The 13196-nt window shown below is 74.3% G+C and carries 9 protein-coding genes and 3 pseudogenes; 6 read left to right on the forward strand and 6 right to left on the reverse strand.

The genetic code is table 11. The features are described 5' to 3' along the window. Positions 1-300: 300 nt before the first annotated feature. Positions 301-3136, forward strand: a pseudogene (leuS, locus tag JNW89_RS12745) (leucine--tRNA ligase). Positions 3137-3238: 102 nt separating this feature from the next. Here the strand turns inward: leuS and JNW89_RS12750 are convergent. Then, positions 3239-4096, reverse strand: a complete 858-nt coding sequence (locus tag JNW89_RS12750) for a hypothetical protein (RefSeq protein ID WP_238449093.1) — start codon at positions 4094-4096, stop codon at positions 3239-3241. Continuing rightward, entirely contained in the window at positions 4093-5004 is a 912-nt protein-coding gene (locus JNW89_RS12755) for an ABC transporter ATP-binding protein (RefSeq protein ID WP_238449094.1), read from the reverse strand. The genes JNW89_RS12750 and JNW89_RS12755 overlap by 4 nt, the downstream gene beginning before the upstream one ends. A gap of 132 nt (positions 5005-5136) precedes the next feature. On the opposite strand from JNW89_RS12755, the gene JNW89_RS12760 reads away from it, so the two are divergent. Genes JNW89_RS12760 through JNW89_RS12770 form a run of 3 tightly spaced genes read left to right on the forward strand, consistent with a single transcriptional unit; the run spans position 5137 to position 6974 of the window. Further along, positions 5137-6120: a histidine kinase gene (locus JNW89_RS12760; RefSeq protein ID WP_238449095.1), complete on the forward strand. Its 984-nt coding sequence runs from the start codon at positions 5137-5139 to the stop codon at positions 6118-6120. A 39-nt stretch (positions 6121-6159) separates the two neighbouring features. Then, the gene (locus JNW89_RS12765) at positions 6160-6321 is read left to right on the forward strand and encodes an ATP-binding protein (RefSeq protein WP_238449096.1); all 162 of its coding nucleotides are present in this window, start codon (positions 6160-6162) and stop codon (positions 6319-6321) included. Continuing rightward, positions 6318-6974 (forward strand): response regulator transcription factor, encoded by a 657-nt coding sequence (locus tag JNW89_RS12770; protein ID WP_238449097.1) that lies wholly within the window; start codon positions 6318-6320, stop codon positions 6972-6974. Before JNW89_RS12765 ends, JNW89_RS12770 begins: the two co-directional genes overlap by 4 nt. A 375-nt stretch (positions 6975-7349) precedes the next feature. Here JNW89_RS12770 and JNW89_RS12775 read toward each other — a convergent pair whose 3' ends face one another. The 4 genes and pseudogenes from JNW89_RS12775 to JNW89_RS12790 form a co-directional block, all read right to left on the reverse strand. Further along, on the reverse strand, positions 7350-8285 hold the full coding sequence (locus tag JNW89_RS12775; protein WP_238449098.1) for a phosphotransferase: 936 nt from the start codon (positions 8283-8285) through the stop codon (positions 7350-7352). A 27-nt stretch (positions 8286-8312) separates the two neighbouring features. Then, positions 8313-9008, reverse strand: a pseudogene (locus tag JNW89_RS12780) (TVP38/TMEM64 family protein). Next, positions 9005-9726, reverse strand: a pseudogene (locus JNW89_RS12785) (type 1 glutamine amidotransferase). The pseudogenes JNW89_RS12780 and JNW89_RS12785 overlap by 4 nt, the downstream one beginning before the upstream one ends. Next, positions 9716-10963: a MurT ligase domain-containing protein gene (locus JNW89_RS12790; RefSeq protein ID WP_238449099.1), complete on the reverse strand. Its 1248-nt coding sequence runs from the start codon at positions 10961-10963 to the stop codon at positions 9716-9718. The pseudogene JNW89_RS12785 and the gene JNW89_RS12790 overlap by 11 nt, the downstream one beginning before the upstream one ends. A gap of 358 nt (positions 10964-11321) precedes the next feature. Here JNW89_RS12790 and mraZ point away from each other — a divergent pair, with 358 nt between their 5' ends. Then, positions 11322-11753 carry a division/cell wall cluster transcriptional repressor MraZ gene (gene mraZ, locus JNW89_RS12795; RefSeq protein WP_088961118.1) on the forward strand — a complete coding sequence of 144 codons (432 nt, stop codon included), beginning with the start codon at positions 11322-11324 and terminating at the stop codon, positions 11751-11753. A gap of 212 nt (positions 11754-11965) precedes the next feature. Further along, the gene (rsmH, locus tag JNW89_RS12800; RefSeq protein WP_238449100.1) at positions 11966-13078 is read left to right on the forward strand and encodes a 16S rRNA (cytosine(1402)-N(4))-methyltransferase RsmH; all 1113 of its coding nucleotides are present in this window, start codon (positions 11966-11968) and stop codon (positions 13076-13078) included. The last annotated feature ends 118 nt before the right edge of the window (positions 13079-13196 follow it).

A 13196-nucleotide genomic window follows, 5' to 3' on the forward strand; every position in this document is an offset into this window, starting at 1 on the left:
GGTGGCGGGCCACCCGCGCGCCGGCGGGCGGGGTCACACTGCCCGGTCACTGGGCCGGAGTCTTCCTGCTTCTTACCGGGCCTGCTGATGCGCTGACGCGCGACAGCACGGCGGCCCCCTCCTGCGCGAGGGGCTTTTTTGTGCCCTCGCGGCCGCGTGGCCTCGGGCCCCGCCCGGCCCGGACGGGCCGCACCGAGAGCGGATCCACTCCCCATACCCGACCCATGACCACGCCGAGCGAGGTCAGCACCCAGCCCGGCCGCGCACGGCCGGCGGCGACGAGCGAAGCGAGGAGACGCCATGAGTGAGGCAGCCGCACCGGCGGGCGACATTCCCCCCTACCGGTACACCGCGGCCCTGGCCGACGAGATCGAAACCCGTTGGCAGGACGTCTGGGCGCGCGAGGGCACCTTCCACGCCCCGAACCCGACCGGCCCGCTGGCCGACCCGGACCACCCGCGGGCCGGCGCGGAGAAGCTGTACGTGCTGGACATGTTCCCGTACCCGTCGGCGCGGCCTGCACGTCGCCACCCGCTGGGCTACATCGGCACCGACTGCTTCGCCCGCTACCAGCGGATGGCCGGGCGCAACGTGCTGCACGCCATGGGCTTCGACGCGTTCGGCCTGCCCGCCGAGCAGTACGCGGTGCAGACCGGCACCCACCCGCGTACCACCACGGTGGCGAACATCGAGCGGTACAAGGCGCAGCTGCGCCGGCTGGGGCTGGCCCACGACGAGCGCCGCTCGGTGGCGACCATCGACACCGACTTCTACCGCTGGACCCAGTGGATCTTCCTGCAGATCTTCAACTCCTGGTACGACCCGGACGTGCGCAGGGCCCGCCCGATCGCGGAGCTGATCGCCGAGTTCGAGGGCGGCAACCGCCCCACCCCGGACGGCCGTCCTGGGCCGAGCTGACCGTGGCCGAGCGGCGGCAGATCGTCGACGACCACCGGCTGGCGTACGTCTCGCAGGCCCCGGTGAACTGGTGCCCCGGGCTGGGCACCGTGCTGGCCAACGAGGAGGTCACCGCCGACGGCCGCTCCGAGCGGGGCAACTTCCCGGTCTTCAAGCGCAACCTGAAGCAGTGGATGATGCGGATCACCGCGTACGGCGACCGGCTGCTGGACGACCTGGACACCCTGGACTGGCCCGAGCCGATCAAGCTGATGCAGCGCAACTGGATCGGCCGCTCCCAGGGCGCCCACATCGACTTCCCCACCGAGCGGGAGCCGATCCGGGTGTTCACGACCCGCCCGGACACCATCTTCGGCGCCACCTACATGGTGCTGGCCCCGGAGCACGAGCTGGTCGACGCGCTGGTGCCGGCGGCCTGGCCGGCGGGGACGAAGGACGCCTGGACCGGTGGGCACGCCAACCCGCGCGCGGCGGTGGAGGCGTACCGGAAGGCGGCGGCGGCCAAGACCGACGTCGAGCGGCAGGCCGACACGAAGGAGAAGACCGGTGTCTTCGTCGGCGCGTACGCCGTCAACCCGGTCACCGGCGGGCAGGTCCCGATCTTCATCGCCGACTACGTGCTGGCCGGCTACGGCACCGGTGCGATCATGGCGGTGCCCGCGCAGGACGAGCGGGACTGGGCGTTCGCCGAGGTCTTCGAGCTGCCGATCGTGCGCACCGTGCAGCCGTCGGAGGGCTTCGACGGCAAGGCGTACACCGGGGACGGCCCGGCGATCAACAGCGCCGCGCCCGACCGCGGCCTGGACCTGAACGGCCTGGGGGTCGCCGACGCCAAGGCGGCGATCATCGAGTGGCTGGAGGCCAACGGGCACGGCGCCGGCGCGATCACCTACCGGCTGCGCGACTGGCTGTTCTCCCGGCAGCGCTACTGGGGCGAGCCGTTCCCGATCGTGTACGACGAGACCGGCGCGGCGATCGCGCTGCCCGAGGAGATGCTGCCGGTCGAGCTGCCCGAGGTGGACGACTTCTCGCCGCGCACCTTCGACGCCGACGACGCCGACAGCAACCCGGAGACCCCGCTGTCGCGGCGGCGCGACTGGGTCGAGGTCGAGCTGGACCTGGGTGACGGCCCGAAGCGCTACACCCGCGAGACCAACGTGATGCCGCAGTGGGCCGGCTCCTGCTGGTACGAGCTGCGCTACCTGGACCCGACCAACTCCGAGCGGTTCGTCGACGCGGAGAACGAGCGGTACTGGATGGGCCCGCGCGGCGAGGGCGACTGCGGCGGCACCGACATGTACGTCGGCGGCGCCGAGCACGCCGTGCTGCACCTGCTGTACGCCCGCTTCTGGCACAAGGTGCTGTACGACCTGGGCCACGTCTCGTCGTTCGAGCCGTTCCGCAAGCTGTTCAACCAGGGCTACATCCAGGCGTACGCGTACACCGACGCCCGGGGCGCCTACGTGCCGGCCGAGGACGTCACCGAGCGCGACGGCGGCTTCTACCTGGGCGACACCCGGGTCAACCGCGAGTACGGCAAGATGGGCAAGTCCCTGAAGAACGTCGTCACGCCCGACGAGATGTGCGCCGCGTACGGCGCCGACACGTTCCGGGTCTACGAGATGTCGATGGGCCCGCTGGAGGTGTCCCGCCCGTGGGAGACCCGGGCGGTCGTCGGGTCGTACCGGTTCCTGCAGCGGGTCTGGCGGGCGATCGTCGACGAGCAGACCGGCGCGCTGCGGGTCACCGAGGCCCCGGCCGACGAGGCGACCCGGCGGCTGCTGCACAAGGTGGTCGACGGGGTCCGCGGTGACATGGAGGCGATCCGGTTCAACACCGCGATCGCCAAGCTGATCGAGCTGACCAACGGGCTGACCCGGCTGTCGGAGACCCCGCGCGAGGTGGCCGAGCCGCTGGTGCTGATGCTGGCGCCGTTCGCCCCGCACGTGGCCGAGGAGCTGTGGCGGCGGATGGGGCACGAGACCTCGCTGACGTACGCGGACTTCCCGACCGCCGACCCGGCGCTGCTGGTCGCCGAGACGGTCACGTACCCGGTGCAGATCAACGGCAAGGTCCGGGGCCGGGTCGAGGTCCCCGCCGACGCGTCCGAGGAGACCGTCCGCGCGGCCGCCCTGGAGGCGGTCGCGGCCCGCTGGCCGGCAAGGAACCCCGCAAGGTCATCGTCGTGAAGGGCCGCATGGTCTCCGTCGTCGCCTGACCCCTGGGCCGCGAGCCCGCAGTTTCCCGGAAAGAGTGGCTGTTCCGCGCGGAACAGCCACTCTTTCACTGTAGAAGTGGGCGCATTCGGAAGGTGGGTGGCTCAGGGTTCGCGGTGGTGGACCGCGACGAGGGCGACCAGGGTCGCGGCGAGGGACCAGGCGGCGAAGGTCAGCCAGGAGCCGGTGACGGTGGCCGGGAAAGGGTCCGGGTTGATGATGTCGGGGTGCACCTCGATCAGCCGTTGCCAGGCCGCGACGGGCAGTGCGTGGCGGACTTCGGCGATCCACCGGTACCTGTCGCTGTCGACGACCAGCGGCAGCAGCACGAGCACCGAGGTGGCCGCGACGACCGTCCCGGCGGCGTGCCGGATGACCGCGCCCAGACCCATCCCGAGCAGCGCGCAGACCGGTACGAGCAGCGCGCTGGCCAGGACGGCGCGCGCCACGCCCGGCTCGCCGACCGACCAGCCGGCGTCACGTCCGGACAGGATCGCCTGCGACACCCAGAACGAGGTGGCCGCGGTGACCAGGCCCAGCACGAGCATGACCGCGGTCAGCACCGCGGCCTTCGCCGCCACCACCGACCGGCGGGCGGGGACGGCGGCGAATGTGGTGCGGATCAGTCCGCTCTGGTACTCGCCGACGAGGGTCAGCGCGCCGACGGTGGTGGCGGCGAGCATCAGCAGCAGATAGCCGGCCTCCGGGAAGGCGTCCCGCACCGGTCCGTAGCGGTGGAACATCTCGCGCCGCCCGTCCGGGTACATCGGCCAGTTGCGGTGGTCGGCGAGGCTGGCGTTGACGCTCACCCCGACGACGAACAGGCAGACCAGCGGCAGCGTCCACCGGGTCGAGCGCAGCGACCACAGCTTGATCCACTCGGCGGCGAGCAGGTCGCGGAACCGGGCCGGCGGTGTGGCGGTGCGGTGGGCGGTGCGGGCGGGACGGGTGGCGGTGCTCATCGGCGGCCTCCGGCGGGATAGTCGACGCGGTCGGCGGTCAGGTCCATGAACGCCTCCTCGAGGGAGACGGTGTGCGGGGCAAGTTCGTGCAGCGGGAGCCCGCCCGCGTACGCCAGGTCGCCGATCCGGGCGGCGGTCAGGCCCCCGACGACCAGCGACCCGTCCGCCGCGGCGTGGACGGCGCCGCCCTCGGCGCGCAGCACCGTGGTCAGCGCCGCCGGGTCCGGTGTCCGGACGGTGACGCCGGCCGGGCCGACGCGGGCGGCGAACCCCGCCAGGCTCTCGTCGGCGATCAGCTCGCCCCGGCCGATGACCACCAGGTGGTCGGCGGTCTGCGCCATCTCGCTCATCAGGTGGCTGGAGACGAGCACCGTGCGGCCCTCGGCGGCCAACCGGCGGAACAGCGCCCGCACCCAGCGCACCCCCTCCGGGTCCAGGCCGTTGAAGGGCTCGTCGAAGAGCAGCACCGGCGGGTCGCCGAGCAGCGCGGCGGCGATGCCGAGCCGCTGCCGCATGCCGAGGGAGAAGGCGCCGATCCGCCGCCGGCCGACGTCGGCCAGCCCCACCTCCCGCAGCACCTCGACCGCCCGGGCGCGGGGGATGCCGTTGCTGCGGGCCAGCGCCGGCAAATGCGCCAGCGCGCTGCGCCCGCCGTGCACGTCGCCCGCGTCCAGCAGCGCGCCGACGTGCCGCAGCCCGCGCGGACGGTCGGCGAACGGCGTCCCGGCCACGGTGACCGTGCCGCTGGTGGGCCGGTGCAGGCCGAGGACCAGCCGCAGGGTGGTGGACTTGCCGGCGCCGTTGGGCCCGAGGAACCCGGTCACGTGTCCGGGCCGGACGGTGAGGGTGAGCCGGTCGACGGCCGTCGTGCGGCCGTACCGTTTCGTCAGGTCACGTAGCTCGATCATGCGGTTCACGCTGCCGCGCGGCGGACGGCCGGTCGTCGCGCCACGGGCCACTTCCACCGGTCCGGCACGCGCCCCGGGGCGTACGCCCGTGGGCCGATGTCCGGGCGGCGGGCGGCTGGCTACGGTGTCCGGGTGGACGCCATCCCGCTCCGGCCGCGCGCCGTCGCCCCCGCCGTGCGGGCCGTCCTGGCCTGGGCGGGGGTGGCCGTCCTGCCGGTGCTCTGGCTCTACGCCCCGACGGTCGGGTACAGCGGCGGCGGCCTGGGGTTCGGCGAGCTGTGGATTTCCGAGCGGTACGCGGTGCCGGCGCTGGTGGTGGCCCTGCCCGCGGTGCTGCTACGGCGCCGGCCGCTGACCGCCCTCGGCCTCATGCTGGCCGGGGCGGCCCTGGCCAGCGGCACCGTCAACGGTGGGGACCAGGGCTACCTCGACGACGTCTTCCGGCTGCAGTTCCTCGCCGTCGACGCCGCGCTCGGCGTGGTGGCCGCGACCCGGCCGCGCCGGGTGTCGCTGCCCACCGCCGCGGTGGTGCTCCTGGTCCAGGTCGGCGCCAGCTTCCTCAACCTGGGCTCCGACCCGGTCGCCCGGGCCACCCTCTCGGTGCTGGCGGTGGTGGCCGCCTGGACCGTCGGTGACTCGCTCCGGACCCGACGCCGGCACGCCGAGGCGCTGCGGTCGCACGCCGCCGCCGAGGCGGTCACCGCCGAGCGGCTGCGGATCGCCCGCGAGCTGCACGACATGGTCGCGCACAGCATCGGCGTCATCGCCATCCAGGCCGCGTCGGGGCCCGGGTCATCGACACCCAGCCGGCGCAGGCGCGCGCGGCGCTCGCCATCATCGAGGCGACCAGCCGGGACACCCTGGCCGGCCTGCGGCGTACCCTCGGCGCGCTGCGCCGCCCCGACGCGGAGTCGGCGTCACTGGACCCGACGCCCGGGCTGGACGACCTCGACCGGCTGGTCGCCGCCGCCGGCGACGCGGGCGTCCAGGTGGACCTGCGGCGGGTCGGCCGGCCGGTGGAGGTGCCGGCCGACCTCGGCCTCGCCGCCTTCCGGATCGTGCAGGAGGCGCTCACCAACGTGGTCCGGCACGCGGACACCGACCGGTGCCGGGTGACCGTGGAGCACGGCCCCGACGAGGTGGTGGTGGACCGTCGTGGACGACGGCCGGGGCGGGCCGGTCGCCGGCGACGGGCACGGCATCGTCGGCATGCGGGAACGGGTCGCCCTGCTCGACGGGCGGTTCCGCGCCGGGCCGCGCCCCGAGGGTGGCTTCCGGGTGACGGCCCGGTTGCCGGTGCCGGCGGCCGACCGGTGACCGTCCGGGTGCTGCTCGCCGACGACCAGCCGCTGGTCCGGGCCGGCCTGCGGGTGCTCATCGCCGACGCGCCGGGCATCGACGTCGTCGGTGAGGCCGGCACCGGCGCCGAGGCCGTGCGGCTGGCCCGCGAGGTCGCGCCCGACGTGGTGCTGATGGACCTGCGGATGCCCGGCACGGACGGCATCCAGGCCACCCGGGCGATCACCGCGCACGGCGGGCCGACCCGCGTCCTGGTGCTCACCACGTTCGACGACGACGAGCACGTGCACGCCGCGCTGCGGGCCGGCGCCAGCGGGTTCCTGGTCAAGGACATGGCCCTCGACAACATCCTCGGCGCGATCCGGGTGGTGGCCGCCGGGGACGCGCTTATCGCGCCCGGTGTCACCCGCCGGCTCATCGCCGAGTTCGTCCGCCGGCCCGGCCCGCCGGTCCGGCCGCGGGCCCTGGCCGGGGTGACCGACCGGGAACGGGAGGTCCTGACCCTGGTCGGGCGGGGGATGTCGAACGCCGAGATCGCCGCCGAGCTGGTGATCAGCGCGGCCACCGCCAAGGCGCACGTGGCCCGGCTCTTCACCAAGCTCGGCGCCCGCGACCGGGTGCACCTGGTGATCGCCGCCTACGAGGCGAGGCTGGTCCACCCGTCCGACTGACTCGTTCCGCTGACGGCGGTCCGGCATGGCGCGCCGGCCCCCGGGTCACCGGGGAAGAACCTCGGCAGCGAGGTTCGCCACCCCGTGCGGCCGCGACGTGGAGCGTGCCTCCCGTGGGGGCGCACGCCGAGATGGGCATCGCCAGCGGGGGCGGCTGGGATGCGGCCGGTGCTGCGCGTGGTGGCGCACGTCGAGTTGGGGGGCTCGCCGCCCGGGAGGTTAGGGCACGGAGCGTGATGTCCGTGGCGGCGCTCGCCAGAAAGAGCGTGATGACTGTGCGGCATAAATATGCCTCACAGTCATCACGCTCGTCGGCCACCTTCGTTCCGGGCTGCGACACGCCGGTGCCGGACCCGGCCGGCGGCGCAGCGGACCTCAGGCGTGCAGGGTCGATTCCACGGTGCGCCGGTGGGTGCGCAGCCAGTCCTGCCAGCGGCGTACCCCGTCGACCGCGCCGGCCGCGCGCAGCCGGCGCATGCCGGGCTCGTCCCGGTCCGCGTCGGCGTCGATGCCCCGCCAGGTGCCCTCGATCTGGTCGAGCATGACGGTGACCAGCTCATCCCGGGGGAGCGGTACCGGATCCGGTCCGGCGGCGGCCGCGTCGTAGGCGTCGCAGAGCAGCCGGCAGCGCCGGCCCAGCTCGGCCGGGTCGGCGCCCTCGCCCAGCTCCCCCCAGTGCCACGCGGCGAACGCCACGTCGTCGATCCGGCGGCCCGGCGCGGCGAGGTCCCAGTCGAGGAACGCCACCGGCAGCAGGCCGGCGGGCAGGTCCCGGTACACGGTGTTCTTCGGCGACAGGTCGCGGTGGCAGACCGTCTCCGCGCCGCCGGCCAGGCCGGTGTCGGCACAGGCGTCGTGCAGGGCCCGGATCATTTCGGCCAGCCGGGTCAGCGCGGCGTCGGAGAAGAAGGCCGGGGCCTCCCGTTCTCGCCACGGCACCCGCCCGGCGAGGTGGCTGAGCACCTGCCGGCCCCGCTCGTCGGTGCTCAGGAACCGGGGCGCCACCTGCGCGCCGACCCGGTCCAGGTGCGCCAACAGGGCGGTGACGAACCCGGCGTTGGCCGGGGGAGTGCGGCGGACGGTGTCGCCGATCCGGACCACCTCGGCGATGAACCCGCCGGCCAGCACCTCCTCCCCGTCGAACCCGCCGGCCAGCACCTCCTCGGCGGCGAACCCGCCGCCTAGCACCTCCTCGCCGGCCCAGTCGCCGGCGCCGGCCACCCCGACGGTTGGCCCGTCGGCGCCGGCCGCCTCCGACGGTTGGCCCGTCGGCGCCGCCCACCTCGGCGGGCTGCCGTCGGCGCCGGTCACTTCGGCGCGGCGGCCGGTTCCCACCCGTCACGGTCGCGACTCCGTCGCACCGCGCCGGCGCTGCCGTTCCGCGCGCCACCAGCGGTGGATCAGCACGGCGCTGGCGATCAGGCCGAGGCTGGCGGGGGGCGGCGGCGTACCAGTTGACCTCGCCGGGCGAGCTGACCGCCGCGCCGATCGCGGCGTAGCCGAACGCGGTCGGGGCGGAGGCGAGCACGCTGCCGGCGAGGAACGGCAGCACCCGCGCGCCGGTGGTGCCGTAGCCGTAGCTGACCAGGCCGAAGCCGGCGATCGGCAGCAGCCGGACGGTGATCACCCCCAGCACGCTCTGCCGGGCGAACCAGCCGTCGAGCCGGGCCAGCCGGCCCCGGACCCGTTCCGCGACGAACTCCCGGCCCAGCACCCGGCCGACCGCGAAGCCGATCGCCGCGGCGAGCAGGGCCGCGCCGAGCGCGTACGCGGCACCCTCCAGGGGGCCGAAGATGGCGCCGGAGGCGAGCGTGACGAAGGTCCGGGGGACCAGCGCGACCAGCAGCACCGCCCCGGCGGCGATCGCCGCGAGCGGGCGTACCCGCCCAGGGAGTCGGCGAGACGCGGCAGCCGGGCGACGTCCGGCCGGGGCGCCACCAGCAGCAGCACCCCGAAGCCGGCGAGCAGGAGCAGCAGCGCGGCGAAGCGACGCCCGGACGGCTGGCCGAGCAGCCGCCGGACGGCGTGGATCATGCCCGGTCGGCGGCGGCCACCGCGGCGCGCGCTCGGAGCGGAGCCGGTCGGCCCAGGTGTCGTCCAGCGGCGGAAGCTGGTGCACCCCGGTGGCCCAGCGCAGCAGCAGGTCGGCCAGGGCCGGGTTGCGGGCCAGCGCCGGCCCGTGCGAGTACGTGCCGAGCAGCTTGCCGCGCCAGGCGCCCTCGGTGGCGCCGTCGTTGCCGACCCCGGCGGTGACCCGGGCCAGCGGCGAGACGCCGGGGCCGAGGTGGGTGCGCCCGCCGTGGTTCTCGAACCCGGACAGCACCGGTACGCCGAGCCGCGGGTCGATCTCGCCGGCCAGTTCGCCGACGGCCCGGGTCGGGCCGCGGTCGGAGGAGAGGTCGAGCAGTTCCAGCCCGGTGCACTTGGTGCCCTTGGCGAAGAAGGAGGTGCCGAGCAGCTGGTAGCCGGCGCAGACGCCGAAGACCACCGAGCCCTGGGCGACCGCCCGGTGCAGGCCGCCGTCGGCGATCAGCCGCTGGGCGCCGAGCGCCTGCGGGCCGTCCTCGCCGCCGCCGATCAGGTAGATGTCGGCGGTCGCGGGCAGCCGCTGGTCGGAGCGGACCTCCATGACCTCGACCGGCATCCCGCGCAGCTGAGCCCGGCGGGCCAGGATCAGCAGGTTGCCCCGGTCGCCGTAGGTGGAGAGCAGGTCGGGGTAGATCCAGACGATGCGCAGGCTCTCAGTTGACACGGTCCAACTCCGCTCGGATGTCCTGGAAGGCGGTGTAGTTCGCGATGACCTCCAGCCGGCCCGGCGGGACCGCCCGGACCGCCTCGTCGAACGTCCGCACGTGCTGGAACGGCACGGCGTTGACGTCGAGCCGGACCGCCAGGTCGTACGCCCGGTCGCCGGTGATCAGCACCTGCCGGCCGCGCAGCGGGGCGAAGTCGACGTCGAAGAGCCAGGAGGTGTCCAGCCCGTCGGGGTCGCGGGCGTTGATGGAGAGCAGCGTCGGCGCCACGTCGGCCATGTCGAACGCCTCCAGCCAGCTGGCCGGGTTCTTGGCCAGCAGCAGCCGGATGTTGCGCCCGTCCCGGTCGACCTGGGCGTAGCGGCCGGCGACCGAGGTCACCGAGCCCAGCCGGGAGACCGCGTCGACGGGGCGTACCCCGAACTCGGCGGCGACGGCCAGCGCGGTGGCCGCGTTGCCGATGTTGACCTTGCCGGGAAGCTGGAGGGCCACCTTGTGCCAGGCGCCGGTGGGGTCGAGGACGCCGTCGTCCTCCACGGTCCACTGCGGCTCGGGCCGGCGCAGCGGGCAGCCGGTGCACCACCACTGCTCTCCTGAGCGCTGGATGGTGGAGCCGCACTCCGGGCAGACCCAGGAGTCGTCGTGCCAGCGCTGGCCGGCGCTGAACCAGGTGACGTGCGGCGGGTTGACCCCGCGCGCCGGGTCGGCCGGCGGGGTGGCCGCCCAGACCACCATCGGGTCGTCGGCGTTGGCCACCACCCGCAGGTCGGCGTGCCGGACCAGCGCCACGCGCCAGAGCTGCGCCATCATGGCGACCTCCTTGGCCCGGTCCAGCTGGTCGCGGGAGAGGTTGAGCAGCGCCACCACGTGCGGCTCGGTGGCCTCCAGCACCTGCGCGAGGTAGTGCTCGTCGACCTCCAGCACCGCGTACGGGGTGCTGCCGGCCTTGGCCAGGGCGGAGGTGTGGCCGGTCGGCATGTTGGCGCCGAAGGAGTTGGTGGCCACCCGGCCGAGCACCCCGACGGCGGCGGCGGCGAGCCGGGTGGTGGTGGTCTTGCCGTTGGTGCCGGAGACCAGCGCGATGGCGCGGCCGGCGGAGAGGTGGGCGAGCAGGTCAGGATCGATCTTCAGCCCGATCCAGCCGCCGATCACCGAGCCGTCGCCCCGGCCGGCGGCGCGCGACAGGGCCGCGGCCGTCCGGGACACGGAGCTGGCCACCTTTGCCCGCAGGGGCATCTTCGCGTCCGTCACCCGAGCGAGGTTACCGGACCGGCCCGCCCACCAGATCGCCGCCGACGGCGAACCGTTCGGCCGGATCCTTCTCGGGCGTCCGGTCGCCCCGCGCTCCGCCGGTCGGAGTCGACCGATGTCGGGTAGCGGACGCGGCTCCGGGGGCGCTCCGGCCCTCCACTCCGCTCCACCCCTCCTGACGTGCGCTTTTGCCCGGCGGAGCGGCGCGCCACGCGGGCGTTTCTGGTTGCAGGTGGAGGGAAGTGGAGTAGAGTGGGGCGCGATGGTGAGGCCGGGAGGGCCCACCGGCCCGGGGGGTCAGCGGCGCCGCGAACGCCGCTAAAAGGGCGAGGGGGTAGGGCCGATGTTCCTCGGCACCCACACTCCGCGCCTGGACGACAAAGGCCGGTTGATCCTTCCGGCGAAGTTCCGGGACGAGCTGGCGGGGGGTGTCGTGATCACCAAAGGGCAGGAGCGCTGCCTCTACGTCTTCCCCACGCCCGAGTTCCAGCGGATCGCCGACCAGTTGCGCGCGCAGCCCATGACGCACAAGGCGGCCCGGGCCTACAGCCGGGTCTTCTTCGCCAGCGCGCACGACGAGGTCCCCGACAAGCAGGGACGGGTCACCATCCCGGCCCACCTCCGGTCGTACGCCGCGCTCGACCGGGACCTGGTGGTGATCGGGGCGAGCACCCGGGTGGAGATCTGGGACAAGGCGGCCTGGGAGACCTATCTCGCCGAGAGCGAAGACGACTTCGCCGACATCGAGGAGGGGGTGCTGCCCGGCGGCCTGTAGGGCGTGACGACGCCCGACGTACTGCGAGATCTCCAGCCGCTTTCGAGTTCCTGGCACCCCTTCCCCGGTGCCAGGCGCACGATCAGTCTCCGGGGCCGCGGCCTCGGGAGGCGAAGCGGGAGCGGATGGGGATCTGGCGGTACGACGGCACGGCGTCGTCCGACGAGCAGGGTCGCAGGACCGAACGGAACTTTCAACCAGTGGGGGTCGACATGGGGGAGCTACGCGGCACGCACGTGCCGGTGCTGCTCGAGAGGTGTCTCGAGTTGCTGGCCCCCGCGCTGGACCGGGGTGACCGGACGGTGCACGTCGACGCGACGCTGGGGCTGGCCGGGCACGCCGAGGCGGTGCTGGAGCGGCACCCGCGGACGGTGCTGATCGGCCTGGACCGGGACACCGAGGCCCTCGCCCACGCGCGGGTCCGGCTGGCCCGCTTCGCCGACCGGACCCACCTGGTGCACGCCGTCTACGACGAGCTGCCCGAGGTGCTGGAGCAGCTCGGCTATCCGGGCATCGACGGGATCCTGTTCGACCTGGGGGTCTCCTCGTTGCAGCTGGACGCGCCCGACCGCGGGTTCGCGTACGCCCAGGACGCGCCGCTGGACATGCGGATGGACCAGACCCGGGGGGTGACCGCCGAGGAGGTGGTCAACACCTACGCCCACCCGGACCTGGCCCGGGTGCTGCGGGTCTACGGCGAGGAGAAGTTCGCCGGGCGGATCGCCTCGGCGATCATCCGGGAGCGCGAGCGCGGCCGGATCACCTCCTCGGCCCGGCTCGCCGAGCTGGTCAGGGAGAGCATTCCGGCACCAGCCCGGCGAACGGGTGGACACCCGGCCAAGAGAACGTTTCAGGCTTTACGGATCGAGGTAAACAGGGAGCTGGCAGCGCTGGAGACGGCGCTGCCGGCCGCTCTGGACAAGCTCAACGTGGGCGGCCGCATGGTGGTCCTGTCCTACCACTCGCTGGAGGACCGGCTCACCAAGCAGGCGCTCGCCGACCGGGTCCGCAGCAAGGGCCCGGTCGACCTTCCGGTGGAACTTCCCGGATCGGGCCCGACGTTCCGGCTGCTCAGCCGGGGCGCCGAGCTTCCCGGGGAGGCGGAGGTCGCCGTGAACCCGCGCGCCGCCTCGGTGCGCCTGCGGGCCGCGGAGCGACTCGACCCGGCCACCGAGCAGCAGGGGCGGACCGACCGCGAACGGTACCGCCGCCGGGTCAAGGCGATGCACCAACCGGGGACGGGGTCGACGCCGGGTTCCACAGTGGACCCTAGGTCGACGCCGGGGGACGGCAGAGGGACGGACGAAGAGGGGGAGGGGACATGAACGTCAACAAGCGCGACGGCCGGGGACGGGGTCGACGCCGGGTTCCACAGTGGACCCTAGGTCGACGCCGGGGGACGGCAGAGGGACGGACGAAGAGGGGGAGGGGACATGAACGTCA

Source organism: Micromonospora sp. 4G55 (genome assembly GCF_016803375.1).

Coding starts and splice junctions, on each gene's coding strand:
- JNW89_RS12750 (WP_238449093.1), bottom strand. CDS start 4,096: ATGAGCACCGCCACCCGTCCCGCCCGCACCGCCCACCGCACCGCCACA.
- JNW89_RS12755 (WP_238449094.1), bottom strand. CDS start 5,004: ATGATCGAGCTACGTGACCTGACGAAACGGTACGGCCGCACGACGGCC.
- JNW89_RS12790 (WP_238449099.1), bottom strand. CDS start 10,963: ATGCCCCTGCGGGCAAAGGTGGCCAGCTCCGTGTCCCGGACGGCCGCG.
- mraZ (WP_088961118.1), top strand. CDS start 11,322: ATGTTCCTCGGCACCCACACTCCGCGCCTGGACGACAAAGGCCGGTTG.
- rsmH (WP_238449100.1), top strand. CDS start 11,966: ATGGGGGAGCTACGCGGCACGCACGTGCCGGTGCTGCTCGAGAGGTGT.